Origin of the sequence: Streptomyces sp. NPDC015125 (assembly GCF_043080045.1) — a bacterium.
Taxonomy (GTDB): domain Bacteria; phylum Actinomycetota; class Actinomycetes; order Streptomycetales; family Streptomycetaceae; genus Streptomyces.
In genome coordinates this window covers 1-17,312 of sequence record NZ_JBIBVF010000037.1, presented here as the reverse complement: position 1 = coordinate 17,312, position 17,312 = coordinate 1, and the positions used below count along the sequence as shown (strand labels likewise).

The window sequence follows — 17,312 nt, the reverse complement described above, 5'->3', positions numbered from 1 at the left end:
AGCGAGGTTTCGGCATGAGCGAGCAGGACGGCCGGCCGGCCCGGGCCCGGGAAGCGGCCCGCTGGTTCGACGACGACGCGGGCCCGGTCGTCCGGCCGTACGCCATGACGCGCGGGCGCACCCGTACCGCCGCGGAGGGACGCCTCGATCTGATCGCGCTGGTGATCGCCGAGAGCCGCGCGCAGGAGACCGTCGACGACCAGACCCTGTCGCCCGAGCATGTCGAGATCGTCGAGCGGTGTCGGCAGGAGCCGCTGTCGGTCGCCGAGCTGGCGGCCGAACTCGACCTGCCGGTCGGCGTCGTACGGGTCCTGATCGGGGATCTGCTGGATGCCGAGCTGGTCCATGTCAGCAGGCCGGTGCCGCCGGCCGAGCTGCCGGACGAGAAGGTGCTGCGCGAGGTGATCGACGGCCTGCGCGCGCTGTGACCCGCCGGGGCCGGCGGCCACCGGCCTCCGGAACATGCTTCCGCGGTGGCGGCCCCCGCGTTCCGGCCGCGTCCGGCTCCGGGTGCGTCCGGCTCCGGGCGGGGAACCGCAGCGTCGGCCGGGGCGCGGTCCCGTCGGCTCCCCGTGGGCGGTGCGTCGGGTGTCCCGGCTACGGTGCCTGTGGAGCAATCGTCAACAGGAGGAGATCCGCCGCCATGGCCACGGACGAGACCCCGGCACCCGTCGAGCACCTGGAGATCCAGGCCGGCCCGTACACCTACGACGCACTGGCCTGCGGCCCCACCGACGGGGAGTTCGTCCTGTTGCTGCACGGCTGGCCCGAGTTCGCCGACTCCTGGAGCGCGGTGCTCCCCGCCCTGGGCGCGGCCGGCTACCGCGCCGTCGCCGTCGACCAGCGCGGCTACTCCCCGCGCGCCCGCCCGCCCCGGATCGCCGACTACGCCGTGCCCGAACTCGTCGCCGACGCCCTGGCTTTCGCCGATTCCCAGGGCGCGGGCCGCTTTCACCTCGTCTCGCACGACTGGGGCGGCATGGTCGCCTGGGCGCTGGCCGGTGCCCACCCCGAGCGGCTGAAGTCCCTGACCGTACTGGCCACTCCGCACCCGGACGCCCTCAACCGGGCCGCCGCCGAGGACCCCGCCCAGCACCACCGCCTCGACTACGTCCGTTTCTTCCGCCGCGACGACGGCGCAGCGGAGACCGCGCTGCTCGCGGATGACGCCGCCCGGCTGCGCGCCGCCTACGCCGGCAAGGTGCCCGCCGCCCTCGTGGACGGCAATGTCCGCCGCCTCTCCGCCCCGGGCGCGCTCACCGCCACGCTGAACTGGTACCGCGCCCCGGAGTCGGTCATCTCGGTGCCCGCCGGCCGGATCACCGTCCCCACCCTCTTCCTGTGGGGCAGTGAGGACACCGCCCTGGGCCGCGGAGCTGCCGAATCCACGGGGGAGTGGGCGGACGGCCCCTACCGCTTCGAGGCCCTGGAGGGCGCCAGCCACTGGCTGCCCGAAGAGGTCCCCGACGTGGTCACACCCAAGATCCTCGACCACCTCGGCCAGTACACCTGACGCCAGTACGCCAGTACGCCAGTACGCCAGTACGCCTGACGCCGGGGCGGGCCGGCGGCGGGCCGGGGCCGGGCCGGGCACCAGGACGGTCCCGGCCCGCCCCGCCGCAAATCTGACGGCTCCCGGCCCCCCCCGGGCACGCTCCGGCCCCCGGAAACGCTCCTCCCCCCGGCCGGCGCCCTTTTGGGCAGCTTGGCCGCCTCTGACCCACGGCGTCCCCCGGCGTGACGCATCTCAAGTGGGCGCCGTGCTGAGCACGTTGTACCGTTCCCTTGCGCCTGCTGCCCCGTGCACCGTCGCTCGGATGGCACGCGTGAGCTCCACCCGTATACACGGCAATTCAGGAGAAGAATCCCATGGCCTTCGGGCGATCCGATCGCCGCCGACGGTCCGCCGCCGTCGAGCCGGTGACGCTCAAGATCCTGGTCGCGGGCGGATTCGGGGTCGGTAAGACCACCCTGGTCGGTGCCGTCAGCGAGATCAAACCACTGCGCACCGAGGAGCGGCTGACCGAGGCGGGGCGGCCGGTCGACGACCTCGACGGGGTGGAGACCAAGACCACCACCACCGTCGCGATGGACTTCGGACGGATCACCGTCCACGACGAACTGGTCCTGTATCTCTTCGGCACCCCGGGGCAGGGCCGCTTCTGGTTCCTTTGGGACGAATTGGCACGGGGCGCGCTCGGTGCGGTGGTGCTGGCGGACACCCGGCGGCTGTCGGACAGCTTCGCCGCCGTCGACTACTTCGAGCGGCGCGGGCTGCCCTTCACGGTCGCCGTCAACTGCTTCGACGGCGCCGACCGCTACCCGCCGGAATCCGTACGCGACGCCCTGGACCTCGACCCCCAGGTGCCGGTGATGTTGTGTGATGCCCGCCTCAAGGACTCCGCGCGGGATGTGCTGATCTCCGTCGTCGAGCATGCGAGGGAGGTCGGCGCCCGCCGCCGGGAGCCCGCGCTTCCCTGACGGGGCGCGGAAGTACGGCCCGTACCCCGCCGTCCGGGGTACGGCCCGTACGTCTGCGCGCTGCCGGCGCCGTTATCCCGCCGAGCCGTCCTCGGCCAGCCAGCCGAAGCTCCGCTCCACGGCCTGGCGCCAGTTGGCGAACTCGCGGTCGCGGGTCTGCGCGTCCATCCGCGGCGTCCACTGCGTGTCCCGCTTCCAGTGGGTCCGCAGCTCGTCCAGATCCTGCCAGACACCGGTCGCCAGACCGGCCGCGTACGCCGCTCCCAGACAGGTGGTCTCCGAGATGACCGGGCGGATCACCGGCACATCGAGTACATCCGCCTGATGCTGCATCAGTAGATGGTTGGCGGTCATCCCGCCGTCGACCTTGAGCCGGGTGATCCGCACCCCCGAGTCCTGGAACATGGCGTCCACCACCTCCCGGGTCTGCCAGCTGGTCGCTTCCAGTACGGCGCGCGCCAGATGCGCCTTGGTGACGAACCCGGTCAGACCGGTGATCACGCCGCGTGCGTCGGAACGCCAGTAGGGCGCGAACAGACCGGAGAACGCCGGTACGACATACGCCCCGCCGTTGTCCGGGACGCTCGCCGCCAGCGGCTCGATCTCGTCGGCCGACGCGATGATGCCCAGCTGGTCGCGGAACCACTGCACCAGCGCACCGGTGATGGCGATGGACCCCTCCAGACAGTAGACCGGCGGCTCGCCACCGAGCTGGTAGCCCATCGTCGTCAGCAGCCCGTTCTTGGACGGGACCGGGCGGTTTCCGGTGTTCAGCAGCAGGAACGAGCCGGTGCCATAGGTGTTCTTGGCCTCGCCGACGCCGTAGCAGGTCTGGCCGAAGACGGCCGCCTGCTGGTCGCCGAGCGCGGACGCGACGGGCACCCCGTGCAGTTGCCCCACGGCCGTGCCGTACACCTCGGCCGACGACCTGATCTCCGGCAGCATCGCGGCCGGCACGTTCATCGCCGACAGGATCGCCGGATCCCATTGGAGGGTGGCGAGGTTCATCAGCATCGTGCGGCCCGCGTTGGTCACATCGGTGACATGCACCCCGCCGTCGGTGCCACCGGTCAGATTCCAGATCAGCCAGGAGTCGATGGTGCCGAAGGCGATCTCGCCGCGCTCGGCACGGGCCCGCAGCCCCGGTATCTCGTCCAGCAGCCAGGCCGCCTTCGGCCCGGAGAAGTAGCTCGCCAGCGGCAGCCCGGTGGCCTCCCGGAAGCGGTCCTGGCCGTCGGCGCCGCCCAGTTCGGCACACAGCTGCGAGGTCCGGGTGTCCTGCCAGACGATCGCTTGGTGCACCGGTCTGCCGGTGGCCCGGTCCCACAGGACCGTGGTCTCCCGCTGGTTGGTGATGCCCAGCGCGCTGAGCTGGTCCGCGCGCAGGCCCGCCCGGGTGAGCGCGCCCGCCACCACGGCCTGCACCTTCGACCAGATCTCGGTGGCGTCGTGCTCCACCCAGCCGGGCTTGGGGAAGATCTGCCGGTGCTCGCGCTGGTCGACGGCGACGATCGCCCCGCCGTGGTCGAAGATGATGCAGCGGCTGGAGGTGGTGCCCTGGTCGATCGCGGCTACATATTTCTCGGTCTTCCCGGTTCGCTCCGTCATGCCGTCACGCCTCCTGAAGTCCTGGTGAGTGGGTGCAGCGGGGCCCGGGGCCCGGGGGCCGCCCGGGCGGGCGGACACGCCCCGGCCGGGGTCAGAACGCCACGTTGTAGACCAGGCCGGACAGCACCGCGCCGATCAGCGGCCCGGCCACCGGGATCCAGGAGTAACCCCAGTCCGAGGAACCCTTGTTGGGGATCGGCAGCAGAGCGTGCACCAGACGCGGTCCGAGGTCCCGGGCCGGGTTGATGGCGTAGCCGGTGGGCCCGCCCAGCGACAGCCCGATCCCGACGACCAGCAGGGCGACCAGCAGCACATTGATCCCGGAGCCGTAGACGCCCACGTGCTCGCCGGGGACCTGGCCGATGCCGATCCCCTTGTTCCGGCCGAAGAACAGCAGCGGCAGCACCAGACCGATGGTGGCGATGATCTCGGTGACGAGGTTGGCGGCCGGCTTGCGGATCTCCGGGCCGGTGGAGAAGATCCCCAGCGTCGGCTGGGCCTTGTCCCGGTCCGCGTTGGCGGCGAACTGTGCGTAGTAGAGCGCCCAGGCCAGTACGGCCCCGATCGCCGCACCGACCATCTGGGCCAGGATGTACAGCGGCACCTTCGACCACTCGGTGCCGCCCGCGACCGCCGAGCCGAGCGTCACCGCGGGGTTGAGATGCCCGCCGGACAGTGGCGCCGCGGTGTAGGCGCCGGCCAGGACGCCCATGCCCCAGCCGAAAGCGATCACGACCCAGCCGGCGTCCTTCGCCTTGGAATAGTGCAGGGTGACGGCGGCGCACACACCGGCCCCGAAGAGTATGAGTATCGCGGTGCCGATCACTTCACCGACGACGATGTCCCCATTGGAATACATGGCGGCTCCTTGGCCCTGGCCCGGGGACGTCCCCCGGTCCTCCGTGCAGGGTGCGTGCCACCGGCGGGCAGCGGACAACCGCTGCCACCCGGCCGGGGTGCCTGAGTGCGGCGGTGCCGACTGGCATCCGGAAGTGTTCACCGGTGATGAGGGGGCGTCAAGGTCGCGCACAGCGGAGGACGCCGACGGCTGCCGACCGGTGGAGCGGAGGCGTCCGTCCCGTCATCCACGGGTCCGTGGCCGCGCTCGTGCCTCACGGCCACGGCGTCCCGCACCGCCGGGTCACCGCACCGCGACCACCGCCGACCCGTGCCCGAACAGCCCTTGGTTGGCGGTCACCCCCACCCGGGCACCGGCCACCTGCCGCGCGCCCGCCTGCCCCCGCAACTGCCAGGTCAGCTCGCAGACCTGGGCGATGGCCTGGGCGGGCACCGCCTCCCCGAAAGAGGCCAGACCACCACTGGCATTCACCGGCAGCCGCCCGCCCAGTGCGGTCGCCCCGTCCCGCAGCAACGTGGCCGCTTCACCGGCGGCGCACAGCCCCAAGTCCTCGTACCACTCCAACTCCAGGGCGGTGGACAGGTCGTAGACCTCGGCCAGGGAGAGATCCCCGGGGCCGATCCCGGCCTCCTCGTAGGCGGTGCGCGCGATCGACGCCCGGAAGCCGGTCTCCGGCTCCGGAACGGCGGCCGCGGAGTCGGTGGCGATATCCGGCAGATCCAGCACGGTCCGCGGATACCGCGGGGTGGCCGTGGAGACCGCGCGGATCCGGACCGGATCCGTGACGCCGTGCCGACGGGCAAAGTCCATGCTGGTCAGGACCAGCGCCGCGGCACCGTCGGAGGTGGCGCAGATGTCCAGCAGCCGCAGCGGGTCGCAGACCACGGCTGACGCAGCGACCTCCCGCGCGGTGACCCGCTTGCGGTAGCGGGCGTACGGATTGGCCGCGCCCGCCGCCGAGTTCTTGACCTTGACCTGCGCGAAGTCCTCGACCGTCTCGCCGTACAGCGCCATCCGGCGTCGCGCGTAGAGCCCGAAGTACGCCGGGTTGGTGGCGCCCAGCACCCGGAACCGCAGCCAGTCGGGATCGTCGGGCCGGTTGCCGCCCGCCGGGACGAAGAAGCCCTTGGGCGCGGCGTCGGCGCCCACCACCAGGACCACCTCCGCCATCCCCGAAAGGATCTGCGCCCGCGCGGCGCCGATGGCCTGTGCGCCGGAGGCACAGGCGGCGTAGACGCTGGTCACCCGGGCGCCCTGCCAGCCCAGCGCCTTGGCGAAGGTCGCGCCCGCCACGTAACCGGGATAGCCCCCGCGTACCGTGTCCGCGCCGACGATGCTCTGCACGGCGCGCCAGTCGAGCCCGGCGTCCGCGAGCGCCTCTCTGGCAGCTTTCGTGCCGTACTCGACAAAGCTGCGCCCCCATTTGCCCCAGGGGTGCATACCGGCGCCCAGCACGGCCACTTCGCCGGGCATGGGCACGTGGCCGGGCATGGGCACGTGGCCGGGCACGGCCACATCTCCGCCCCTGCCCAGGTCGCCGGGCACGGCCCCACCTGCGACCCTGCCCACGTCGCCGAGGGCGGTGCTTTCTGGGCTTCCCCCTACCCGCCGCCCACCCGCGCCCTTGGTTTTTTCCCCGCCGCCCACCCCCCTTCGGGGGGTGGGCGGGTGTAGTGATGCGGTTTCCGCCCGCGGTCCGGCGCCCGCGGCATCGGCCAAGGCCTCCTCGGCATCGGCCAAGGCCTCCGCGGTATCCGCCACGGCCTCCGTCTCAGCCCGCGCGGCATCCGTCGCGACCGCTGGGCCCCGCCCGCACGGCCGCCAATGCCACGTCGTCCAGACGTGCCCGTCGTCCTCGTCGAGAGTCCCGGGTACCAGCTCGACCTCCGTGCCCACGCTGAGCTCCGCGGCGCGGACGCCGGGCGCAGTCTGCCCGAGGACCACCATCCGTTCCTCCGCCAGCTCCACGGCGACCAGGGCGTACGGCCGCCACTCGGCCTCCGGATCGGACACGTAGGGGGAAGGCGGACGGTAGCGCGCGTCGGTGTAGGACCAGACCGTGCCGTGCCGGGACAGCGGCACCTCCACCAGTTCGTCACCCCCGCACGCAGGGTTGCGGCAGAAGACGTCCTCACGGGGGAAGAACACCGCACCACAGGCCCGGCAGCGCGTCCCCAGCAGCCGGAAGTCCGCCGCGTCCTGATCGAACCACCCCGGCACCACCGGCTTCCGTATCTGTGCCACAGAACCTCCCCGACCGCAGACCGACCACAACGGAACACGACGAAACTGACCGAACACGACGAAACCGACCGAAGCAACGGAACTGACGGAACTAACGGAACTAACGGAACTGGCAGAGCTGACGGAACGTCAGGAGTGTGCCACGCTGCCGCTCCGCGCGGAACCCGATACAGCCGCCGGGCGATGGGGGAGCGGCGCACTCCACAGCGCGGGCGCCCGCGCCGCACTGTGGACCTCGCTGCGGGCGAGCCCTCGGCGCCACTGCCGTCGCCCTTTGAGCGCACAGCCGGCGGCCGGCTCCGAGTCGGTCGCCGTACGGAGGCGCAGGACCCCGAAAGGATGACTCCGCAGACTTTCGCTGAACCGGACGCGGCCCGCCCGCGTCCCTCACAGCAGGGTCCGGGGCACGGGATCGACGGGGGTGATTCTGTGCCCCGGACCGTCGGCGACGCGACGGCCGAGGGAAGCCCGGTCCTCGGCCCCCTCCCGCTCACCTTCGGCCACGAGGGCCGTCAACGGCGGGCGCGGCCGGTCAGTGCCGGACGAGCGACCGCCGCGCGACCGGGAAGTCGAAGTAGGTGTCCGGAAACGTCTCCGGTGTGAAGGTGTAGTGCCACCACTCCTTCTCGTAGTTGACGAATCCGGCACGCTCCAGGCCGTCCTTCAGCAGCAGCCGGTTCGCCCGCTGTTCGCCCTTGATCCGCGGGTCGAGGGTGTGCGCCAGGGTGTCGAAACAGTCGAAGCCGGTGCCCATGTCCAGCGAATTGTCCGGGAAGCGGGCCGCCTTCGGGCCGTAGCACGACGACAGCGGGTCCCCGGGGACATACGGCCGGGTGGGCAGGGCCGGCCGCCGCACCAGCGTCAGATCGAGGGTGCTGCCCCTGCTGTGCCCGGACTTCTCCGCGATATAGCCGTCCCGGAACAGCGTCGACTTGTCGACCCGCGGATAGAACTCGGCCTTCATCCGCTGGTCGCCGAGGTCCTTGGCCCAGGCCACGAAGTGGTTCACCGCGCGCTGCGGCCGGTAGCAGTCATAGACCTTGAGGGAGTACCCGCGACGCAGGAACGAGCGCTGCGCCCGGTGCAACGCCCGTGCCGCGTCCCGGGTCAGCAGGCACATCGGCGCCCGGTAGCCGGTCACCGGCACTCCCATGAAGTCGTGCGGGGTGACGTAGCGCATCTCCTGGATGACGGTGGGATCCACGTCCCGCAGCGCGACGAACTCCGCGGGCGCCTTGGGGCCGTTGGCCGGCCTCGACGGCGGCGGCGACGGCGGCGCCGGGCGGTGCGGAGCGGCGCCCGCCGCCGCACCCGAAGGGACAGCGGCCACAGTGATCAGCGCGGCGGCAGCGGCAGCAAGGCCGCGCAGCGCGGCAGCAAGTCTCGGCATGGCCCCCGTCTACCAGGCGCGGCAGGGGGCAGGGAAGCCCCGCCGCACAATCGGCAGGGAAGCCCGGCCGCACCACCGGCAGGGAGCCCGGCAGCACCACCGCTCGCCGCGTAACCCGGCCCGCTACGCCTCCACCCCGTCATCCAGCCCCCGCACCCGCACCGGATACCCCACCGCACCCCCGTCCCGCCGCTCCACGATCACCCGGTCGCCCTCCCACCGCGAGGTGAAGCGCTCCACCGTCGGCCGCTGCCAGCCGTCCCCGGCGTCCGGCACCACCAGCCCGCTGCCCCCGCGCCCGGCCACCGGCGCCCACACCTCCAGCTCCGGACCGCCGTCCGCCCCCGTCACCGGCAACACGGCACCGGCCCGTGCCAGTACCGCAATCCGCGACAGCGGCGCCTCCACCCACACCTGCCCGGGGCCGTCGTACGCCTGCCCGGTCGCGGTGTCGTACCACCGGCCGCGCGGCAGCCGCACCGGCCGCCGGGTGACGCCCGCCGCCAGCGCCGGCGCCACCAGCAGCGCATCCCCCAGCAGAAAGGCGTCCTCGCAGTCCCGCAGCGCCCGGTCCCGTGGCGCGCTCCACCACACCGGCCGGACATAGGGCGCACCGGTCAGCCGCGCCAACTGGCCCAGCGTCCCGAAGTACGGCAGCAGCCGCTGTCGCTCCCGCAGCGCCGTACGGGCGTGTTCGAGTACCTCGGCCCCGTATTCCCACGGCTCCCGACGCCCCGCCCCGAGCGCCGAATGGGTACGGAACAGCGGCAGGAAGGAGCCCAGTTGGAACCACCGCAGATACAGCTCCGGGCACGGCACTCCGGAGAACCCGCCGATATCGGGACCGCTGTACGGCACCCCGCACAGCCCCAGGCCCAGCACCAGCGACAGCGAAGCGCGCAGCCCCGCCCAGCCCGTCGCCACATCGCCCGACCACGTGCCGCCGTAGCGCTGCATCCCCGCCCAGCCCGAACGGGAGAAGAGGAACGGCCGCTCGGCCGGCCGCAGTTCGCACAGCCCCTCGAAACCGGCCCGTGCCATGGCCAGGCCGTAGACGTTGTGCGCCTCCCGGTGATCGCCGCCCCGGCCCTCCAGGGCATGCCGTGCCGAGCGCGGTAGCGTCCGCTCCCCGAACGCGGCAAAGGAGACCGGCTCGTTCATGTCGTGCCACACGCCCGCGAAACCCTGGGCCAGCCGTTCCGCGTACAGCGCCCCCCACCACTTGCGCGCCCGGGCATCGGTGAAGTCCGGGTACACCGACTCGCCCGGCCACACCACCCCGCGCACCTCCCGGCCGCGCGCGTCCCGTACAAAGGCATCCGCCGCCGCCCCGCCCTCGTACACCGTGTCCCCCGGCTCCGCCTTCACCGCCGGATCCACGATCGACACCAGTCGCACCCCGCCCGCCCGCAACTCCCGCGCCAGACCGGGCAGATCCGGATAGCGCTGCCGGTCGACGGTGAAGACCCGGTGCCGGTCGTAATGGTCGATGTCCAAATGGACGGCGGACAGCGCAAGCCCGCGCTCCTGGTAGCCCGCCACCACCCGGCGCACCTCGGCCTGACCGCCGAAGCCCCAGCGGGCGTGCTGGTATCCCAGCGCCCACTGCGGTGGCAGCGCGGGCGCCCCGGTCAGCGCCGTCCAGCCTTGCAGCACCCGGGCCGGGGTGCCCGCCAGCACCCAGTAGCGCAGCGGTCCGCCGTCCATCCGCACTTCACAGGTGCCCGGCCGGTCATGACCCGAGCCCGCACCCTCCGCGCCCTCGCGCAGCGTCACCCGGCCGTCCCAGGAGTTGTCGTGGAAGACCAGATGCGTACCGGCGTCCGCCACCACCAGCTGCACCGGCATCGTCAGCGACAGGGGATCGTCCCCCGGTGCGAAGGCGCCGCCCGGATCCGTGTTCCACAGCCGGTACACCCCGTCCCGCAGCCGCGGCCCGTGCGCCCGGCCGCCGAGCCCGAAGAACCGGGCATCGGCGGCGACCTGTGCCCGCTGCACCCAGCGCGAGGCGCCACCCCCCTCGGGCCGCCCGCCCGCTCCCTCCTCGGCTATGCGGTCCCACCAGCGCGGCGGCAACTCCCGCCGCAGCACCGCCCCGCCGGGTGTCCGCACCTCCACCGCACCGTGCCGGGACACCACCACCAGCACCCGCTCGGAGACCACCCGCCAGCCGCCCTCGGTGTCGGGCTCCAGCACCGCCCGCGCGTCCACCTCGGGACACGCCCCGGCCAGCGCGTACGACGGCTCCGGCCCGGCGCCCTCCCAGCCGCAGAACACCGCACCGCCCGAGGCCACCCGCACCCGCAGCGACGACCGCGCGAAGTGGATCAACCCGCCGCCCGGCTGGGGCTCCGCACCGCGAGCCGCCCCCGGCACCCGCGCCCGCTCGGCGGTGTGCCGCGGCAGCGCCAGCGCATCCGCCCGCCGCGCCCGCCACGCCGTCCGCACGGACCGTAGCCCCTGCGCCGGCCCGACCGCCCTGATCATCCGTACCGACCGCACCAGATCCCGCCCGTCCATGCCGGTCAGCCTGCCATTGACGGCCGGGTGCGCGGGCATCGTTCAACTGCCGTTCACCTGCGCGGGGTCACGCTCGGCCACCTTCAGGCCCGCGGATCGTCCCCCGATGGCCGAATCCCGTCGTATGTTCCGCCACGCCCCCCGGATCCGGCCCGTGGCACGTGCCGGCACCACACCCGCCACCCCCCGAATGTGGGCGGCCCACCCTGGTGCACAAGTCGATCACATGGCATCGTCCAGGCAAGCCGTGTCACGCGCACACGCCCACCGACTGGGCCGGGGAACCCCACCGCCGTGTGCGTTCGACGCCTACGACGCGTACCGCCCGGGAGCCGCATCATGACCACCGCACCGCAGTCCGCCCCACAGCCGGAGCCCCTCTGGCAGCCCGGTCCGGACCGCATCGCCGGCGCACAGGTCACCCGCTTCCACACCTGGGCGGCCGCGCACCACGGCGCGCCCGCCCCCACCCCCGGCGACCCCGCCACGAGCTACGCAGCCCTGCACCGCTGGTCCGTCGACGAGCTCCCCGCCTTCTGGCAGGCCACCGCCGAGTGGTTCGACGTCCGCTTCGCCACCCCGTACGAGACCGTCCTCGCCGACCGTGCGATGCCCGGCGCCCGCTGGTTCCCCGGCGCCACCCTCAACTACGCCGAGCACGCCCTGCGCGCTGCCGAGGACCCGGCCCGCGCCGGCGACCCCGCGCTGCTGTACGTCGACGAGACCCATGAGCCCACCCCGGTCACCTGGGCGGAGCTGCGCGCCCAGGTCGCCTCGCTGGCCGCCGAGCTCCGTCGCCTCGGCGTCCGCCCCGGCGACCCGGTCAGCGCCTACGTCCCCAACATCCCGCAGGCCGTCGTCGCGCTCCTCGCCACCGCCGCGGTCGGCGGCGTCTGGACCTCCTGCGCCCCCGACTTCGGCGCCCGCAGCGTGCTGGACCGCTTCCAGCAGATCGAACCCGTCGTCCTGTTCACCGTCGACGGCTACCGCTACGGCGGCAAGGAGCACGACCGCCGCGACACCGTCGCCGAACTCCGCGCCGAGCTGCCCACCCTGCGCGCCGTCGTCCACATTCCGCTGCTCGGCACCCCCGCTCCCGAAGGTGCCCTGAACTGGTCGGACCTGACCTCGAACGACACCGAACCGGTCTTCGAGCAGGTCCCCTTCGACCACCCGCTGTGGGTCCTGTACTCCTCCGGCACCACCGGCCTGCCCAAGGCCATCGTCCAGTCCCAGGGCGGCATCCTGCTCGAACACCTCAAGCAGACCGGCCTGCACTGCGACCTCGGCCCCGACGACCGGTTCTTCTGGTACACCTCCACCGGCTGGATGATGTGGAACTTCCTCGTCGCCGGCCTCCTGGTGGGCGCCACGATCGTGCTCTACGACGGCAGCCCCGGCCACCCCGACATCTCCGCCCAGTGGCGGGTCGCCGAAACCACCCGTGCCACCGTCTTCGGCACCTCCGCCGCCTACGTCATGGCCTGCCGCAAGGCCGGCATCCACCCGGCCCGCGACCTCGACCTGTCCGCCGTCACCTGTGTCGCCACCACCGGATCCCCGCTCCCACCGGACGGCTTCCGCTGGCTGCACGACTGCTTCGCGGAGAGCGGCGCCGACCTCTGGACGGCCTCGGTCAGCGGCGGCACCGACGTCTGCAGCTGCTTCGCCGGCGCCGTCCCCACCCTCCCCGTCCACATCGGCGAACTCCAGGCCGCCTGCCTCGGCACCGACCTGCAGGCCTGGGACCCCCAGGGCAGACCGGTCATCGACGAGGTCGGCGAACTCGTCGTCACCCACCCCATGCCGTCCATGCCCACCCGCTTCTGGAACGACCCCGACGGCACCCGCTACCACGACAGCTACTTCGACATGTACCCCGGCGTCTGGCGGCACGGCGACTGGATCACCGTCACCTCCCGCGGCAGCGTCGTCATCCACGGCCGCTCCGACTCCACCCTCAACCGCCAGGGCGTCCGGATGGGCTCCGCCGACATCTACGAGGCCGTCGAACGGCTCCCCGAGATCCGCGAATCCCTCGTCATCGGCCTGGAACTCCCCGACGGCGGCTACTGGATGCCGCTCTTCGTCCATCTCGCCCCCGACGCCACCCTCGACGACGCCCTGCGCGACCGCATCAAGCGCACCATCCGCGAACAGCTCTCGCCCCGCCACGTCCCCGACGACATCATCGAAGCCCCCGGCGTCCCGCACACCCTCACCGGCAAGCGCATCGAGGTCCCCGTCAAGCGCCTCCTCCAGGGCACCCCGCTCGACAAGGCCGTCAACCCCGGCTCCGTCGACAACCTCGAACTGCTCCGGTTCTACGAGCGGGTGGCCCGCGACCGCACCGCCGACAGCGCGAAGTAGGCCCGCCGGCGCGCCGGACCACCAGGCCATCCACGCCCACCGGTCCGGCGCCCGGCCGCATTGTCAGACCCCCCGATTACTCTCAGTGACAAGTGATGTTCGGCCGCCACCGCTCACACAGAGCCGGCGCATCTCACTCAGGGGGAGTCATGACATCCACATCCCGGCCCACCGACCCGTCCACCGCCCGCCGCGCACTACGCCGCGAAATCCCCAGCAGCGCCGCCGTCCTGGCCGACGAACAGGACTTCACGGCCATGCGCCGCTACCCCACCTTCCCGTTCGACGACCACCGCAGCTACCTCCGGCAGCTGGAGACCCTGCTGCGCAGCCTCGCCTCCCAGGGCGTGCTCACGACCATCAGCCTCTTCGACCCGGCCGCCTACGAGAAATACTGCGCGGACCTCGCCCTGGACCCGGACCGCCCCGGCAGCCGCAGCCGCTACACCGCAGAAGTGGCCCGCACCGGCGCCACGCTGACCTACCAAGGCGAACCGCTGACCGAGCTGCTGCCGCTCCTCGTCGAAGAAGCCGACCGCCAGGCGACCTGGGACCACGCCTCAGGCGTCCTGGCCCGCGCCGGCAGCTGCGAGGAGTGCGGCGACGACCTCGCCCACGCCGCCTTCGCCCGCGCCACCCAGGCCCTCCAGGAACTCCTGGCCTCCCTCGGCGACGGCACCCACCACCTCGTCTGCTCCGTCGCGGCCGGCGAGCCGTCCCTCCTGGCGGTCCTGCACGCCACCAGCCACGACGGCGCCCGCCCCCAGCTCGCCGAATCCGAAACCCTCGTCTTCTGCACGGTCCTCGCCGCCGGCTTCGCCCTGCGCAGCCCCGGCGGCCTCGTCTCCCGCACCACCGCTCCCGCCGCCCGCGACGCCGGCGACCGGCCCCACGACACGGTCCGCGGCTGGACCCTCGGCGACTCCTGGCCCCGCCCGCTCGGCGCCGCCGAGGTCTTCACCGCCTACTGCACCGACGCCGACACCGGCGAACCGATCCCACCCGAGCACGGCGTCGACTACGCCCCCGGCCTCCCCCTCACCTCCCCACCCGACCCGCACCACCACTGACCGAGCCACCCACCCGGCCCCCACAAACACCATGGCCGCCCCGCCACAGGGCGGGACGGCCATCAACACTCCTGACTTCTGCGACGCACCGCGCCGCGCGGGATCACTCCCCGGAGAGCACCGCCTGCGCGGCAGCCCGCGCATCGTCGGCGGTGTCCGCGGCACGCGCCGCCGCCGCCGCCCGCTCGCACTGCGCCAGCGTGTGCTTGGACAGCGTCGCCCGTACGTACGGAATCGACGCCGCCCCCATCGAAAGGCTGGTGACACCGAGCCCCGTCAGCACACACGCCAACAGCGGATCGGAGGCCGCCTCACCACACACACCACAGCTCTTGCCCTCGGCCTTCGCCGCCTCGGCCGAAGCCGCCACCAGGTCCAGCAGCGCCGGCTGCCAGGGGTCCTGCAGCCGGGCGACGGCACCCACCTGACGGTCGGCGGCGAAGGTGTACTGCGCCAGGTCGTTGGTCCCCAGCGAAAGGAACTCCACCTCCTGGAGAATCGACCGCGCCCGAAGCGCCGCGGACGGAATCTCCACCATCGCCCCGAACTTCGCCCGCAGCCCGGCCTCCCGGCAGGCATCCGCGAACGCCTTGGCGTCGATCCGGTCCGCCACCATCGGCGCCATGACCTCGAGGTAGACCGGCAGCCCCTCGGCCGCCTTGGCCAGCGCCGTGAGCTGTGTACGCAGCACATCCGGGTGGTCGAGCAGGGTCCGCAGTCCCCGCACACCCAGCGCCGGGTTCGGCTCATCGCCCGGCGTCAAGAAGTCCAGGGGCTTATCGGCACCGGCGTCCAGAACGCGCACGACCACGCGGCCCTCCGGAAACGCCTCCAGCACCGTCCGGTACGCCTCGACCTGCTTCTCCTCGGACGGCGCCTTCTTGCTGTCGTCCAGGAACAGGAATTCCGTACGGAACAGCCCGACGCCCTCCGCCCCGGCCTCGACCGCCGCGGCCACATCACCGGGACCGCCGACATTCGCCAGCAGCGGCACCTTGTGCCCGTCGGAGGTGGCACCAGGACCGGACGACGCCGCCAGCGCCGCCCTCCGCTCCGCCGCGGCCTGCTCCAGTGCCGCCCGCTTCTCGGCGCCCGGCTCGACGAAAACCTCACCGGTGCTGCCGTCGACCGCGATGACCGTGCCCTCGACGAGCTCGCCCGCGCCCGGGAGCGCGACGATGGCCGGCACCCCCAGCGCCCGCGCAAGAATCGCGCTGTGGCTGGTCGGCCCGCCCTCCTCGGTCACAAACCCGAGCACCAGTGTCGGGTCCAGCAGCGCAGTGTCGGCCGGCGCCAGATCCCGCGCGATCAGCACATACGGCTCGTCACTGTCCGGCACGCCCGGCATCGGCACACCCAGCAGCCGGGCGACGATCCGGTTGCGCACATCATCGAGGTCGGCCACCCGGCCCGCGAGGTACTCACCGGCACCCGCAAGCAGCGCCCGGTAGGCGGCGAACGCGTCGTACACACCGCGCTCGGCCGTGGAGCCGACGGCGATCCGCCGCTCGACATCAGCGATCAGCTCGGGGTCCTGAGCCATCAGGGCCTGGGCCTCCAGCACGGCCTGCGCCTCGCCGCCCGCCAGGTTCCCCCGCGCTATCAGGTCAGCAGCGACAGCTTCCACGGCCTGGCGGGCACGCCCCTGTTCGCGCTCCGCCTCGTCCGCCGGAATCTGCTTGGCCGGCGGCTCCAGGACCGCCGTGCCCATGTGCCGCACCTCGCCGATCGCCACGCCGTGGCTGACGCCGACGCCTCGCAGCGTTGTCTCCATTGCACCCGTCTCCGGTTGATGCGGCGGTCCGAGCCGCCGCGGTGGATGTCGTACCTGCCGTTCGGGACGGCGCCCGGCTACTGCCAGGAGAAGAGCTGATCGCCGGCCTTGACGTCGCCGTCCACGCGCACCTCACCGAGTGAGTCCGCAGTGGCCTCCAGCGCGACGACCGGGCACACCGGAGACTTGCCGGCCTCTTCGACCGCGGCCGGGTTCCAGCGCACGACCTCCTGACCGCGGGCGACGGTGTCACCCTTGTTCACGAGCAGCTCGAAGCCCTCGCCATTGAGCTGAACGGTGTCGATACCGAGGTGGGTGAGCACGCCGTGCCCCTCGGAGTCGACGACGACGAACGCGTGCGGGTGCAGTGACACGAGAACACCGTCCACGGGCGAAACCGCAGCAGACGGCTCGCGCACCGGATCGATGGCGGTACCGGGACCCACCATCGCTCCGGAGAAGACCGGGTCGGGCACAGCCGCGAGTCCGATGGCGCGTCCGGCAAGAGGGGACGTCACGGTGGTCATGGGAAGCCTCCCAGGGGTGGAGATTCATCAGGCCGCCGTCACTACCTGTCCTGGACGGCGCACCGTTCAGAAGCGTAAGTCATAAGAACTGACGGTTCCGCATGAGAGACGCCGGTTGCACACCGCGCGTCACGCTGAATCGATTTGCCTCGCCCACACCAGAGCTGTACTGTCTGAGACCTGCCCCGGACAGCCAGGACGCAATCAACTGCGTCCGGTTGAGGTGGGCGGCACTCCCAGCGTCTTGATCGCGACTCAAGAATTGCGCGCTTCTGCATGTCTGCAGAAAAGCAGCGGTTCGAAAGCCGGAAAAGCCCTGATAGAGTGTGAAACACCGAAGGGAAGCGCCCGGCGGAAACCCGAGAGGGAATCCCAAGGAAGCGTCCGTTCCTTGAGAACTCAACAGCGTGCCAAAAGTCAACGCCAGATATGTTGATACCCCGTCCACCGGAAACTTCCGGGGGATGAG

General features: G+C 72.4%; 12 protein-coding genes and 1 pseudogene. 5 read left to right on the top strand and 8 right to left on the bottom strand.

Annotated features, from left to right (window positions below; genetic code table 11):
* Positions 1 to 14 precede the first annotated feature (14 nt).
* The 3 genes from ACF088_RS40630 (at position 15) to ACF088_RS40620 (ending at position 2,481) form a co-directional block, all read left to right on the top strand.
* Positions 15 to 428, top strand: coding sequence for a DUF742 domain-containing protein (locus ACF088_RS40630; protein ID WP_392381022.1), 414 nt, complete (start codon positions 15 to 17; stop codon positions 426 to 428).
* Between the two features lie 215 nt (positions 429 to 643).
* Positions 644 to 1,513 (top strand): alpha/beta fold hydrolase, encoded by an 870-nt coding sequence (locus ACF088_RS40625; protein WP_392381021.1) that lies wholly within the window; start codon positions 644 to 646, stop codon positions 1,511 to 1,513.
* Positions 1,514 to 1,869: 356 nt separating this feature from the next.
* Positions 1,870 to 2,481, top strand: coding sequence for an ATP/GTP-binding protein (locus tag ACF088_RS40620; protein WP_392381020.1), 612 nt, complete (start codon positions 1,870 to 1,872; stop codon positions 2,479 to 2,481).
* A 72-nt stretch (positions 2,482 to 2,553) separates the two neighbouring features.
* Here ACF088_RS40620 and glpK read toward each other — a convergent pair whose 3' ends face one another.
* From glpK to ACF088_RS40590, 6 genes and pseudogenes are all read right to left on the bottom strand, one after another.
* On the bottom strand, positions 2,554 to 4,089 hold the full coding sequence (glpK, locus tag ACF088_RS40615; RefSeq protein WP_392381019.1) for a glycerol kinase GlpK: 1,536 nt from the start codon (positions 4,087 to 4,089) through the stop codon (positions 2,554 to 2,556).
* A gap of 91 nt (positions 4,090 to 4,180) precedes the next feature.
* The gene (locus ACF088_RS40610) at positions 4,181 to 4,948 is read right to left on the bottom strand and encodes an MIP/aquaporin family protein (protein WP_392381018.1); all 768 of its coding nucleotides are present in this window, start codon (positions 4,946 to 4,948) and stop codon (positions 4,181 to 4,183) included.
* Positions 4,949 to 5,230: 282 nt separating this feature from the next.
* Positions 5,231 to 6,421 (bottom strand): lipid-transfer protein, encoded by a 1,191-nt coding sequence (locus ACF088_RS40605; protein ID WP_392381045.1) that lies wholly within the window; start codon positions 6,419 to 6,421, stop codon positions 5,231 to 5,233.
* Between the two features lie 336 nt (positions 6,422 to 6,757).
* Positions 6,758 to 7,192, bottom strand: a pseudogene (locus ACF088_RS40600) (Zn-ribbon domain-containing OB-fold protein); the annotation flags it as partial.
* A gap of 532 nt (positions 7,193 to 7,724) precedes the next feature.
* Positions 7,725 to 8,582: a M15 family metallopeptidase gene (locus ACF088_RS40595; protein ID WP_392381017.1), complete on the bottom strand. Its 858-nt coding sequence runs from the start codon at positions 8,580 to 8,582 to the stop codon at positions 7,725 to 7,727.
* Positions 8,583 to 8,705: 123 nt separating this feature from the next.
* Positions 8,706 to 11,102 carry a TIM-barrel domain-containing protein gene (locus tag ACF088_RS40590; RefSeq protein WP_392381044.1) on the bottom strand — a complete coding sequence of 799 codons (2,397 nt, stop codon included), beginning with the start codon at positions 11,100 to 11,102 and terminating at the stop codon, positions 8,706 to 8,708.
* 339 nt (positions 11,103 to 11,441) lie between these two features.
* Here ACF088_RS40590 and ACF088_RS40585 point away from each other — a divergent pair, with 339 nt between their 5' ends.
* Positions 11,442 to 13,472, top strand: coding sequence for an acetoacetate--CoA ligase (locus ACF088_RS40585; RefSeq protein ID WP_392381016.1), 2,031 nt, complete (start codon positions 11,442 to 11,444; stop codon positions 13,470 to 13,472).
* 149 nt (positions 13,473 to 13,621) lie between these two features.
* Positions 13,622 to 14,542, top strand: coding sequence for a hypothetical protein (locus ACF088_RS40580; RefSeq protein WP_392381015.1), 921 nt, complete (start codon positions 13,622 to 13,624; stop codon positions 14,540 to 14,542).
* A gap of 103 nt (positions 14,543 to 14,645) precedes the next feature.
* On the opposite strand, the gene ptsP is transcribed toward ACF088_RS40580, so the two are convergent.
* Entirely contained in the window at positions 14,646 to 16,316 is a 1,671-nt protein-coding gene (ptsP, locus tag ACF088_RS40575) for a phosphoenolpyruvate--protein phosphotransferase (RefSeq protein WP_392381014.1), read from the bottom strand.
* A gap of 77 nt (positions 16,317 to 16,393) precedes the next feature.
* Complete coding sequence (locus ACF088_RS40570) at positions 16,394 to 16,843, bottom strand: PTS glucose transporter subunit IIA (protein WP_392381013.1); 450 nt, start codon at positions 16,841 to 16,843, stop codon at positions 16,394 to 16,396.
* Positions 16,844 to 17,312 lie beyond the last annotated feature (469 nt).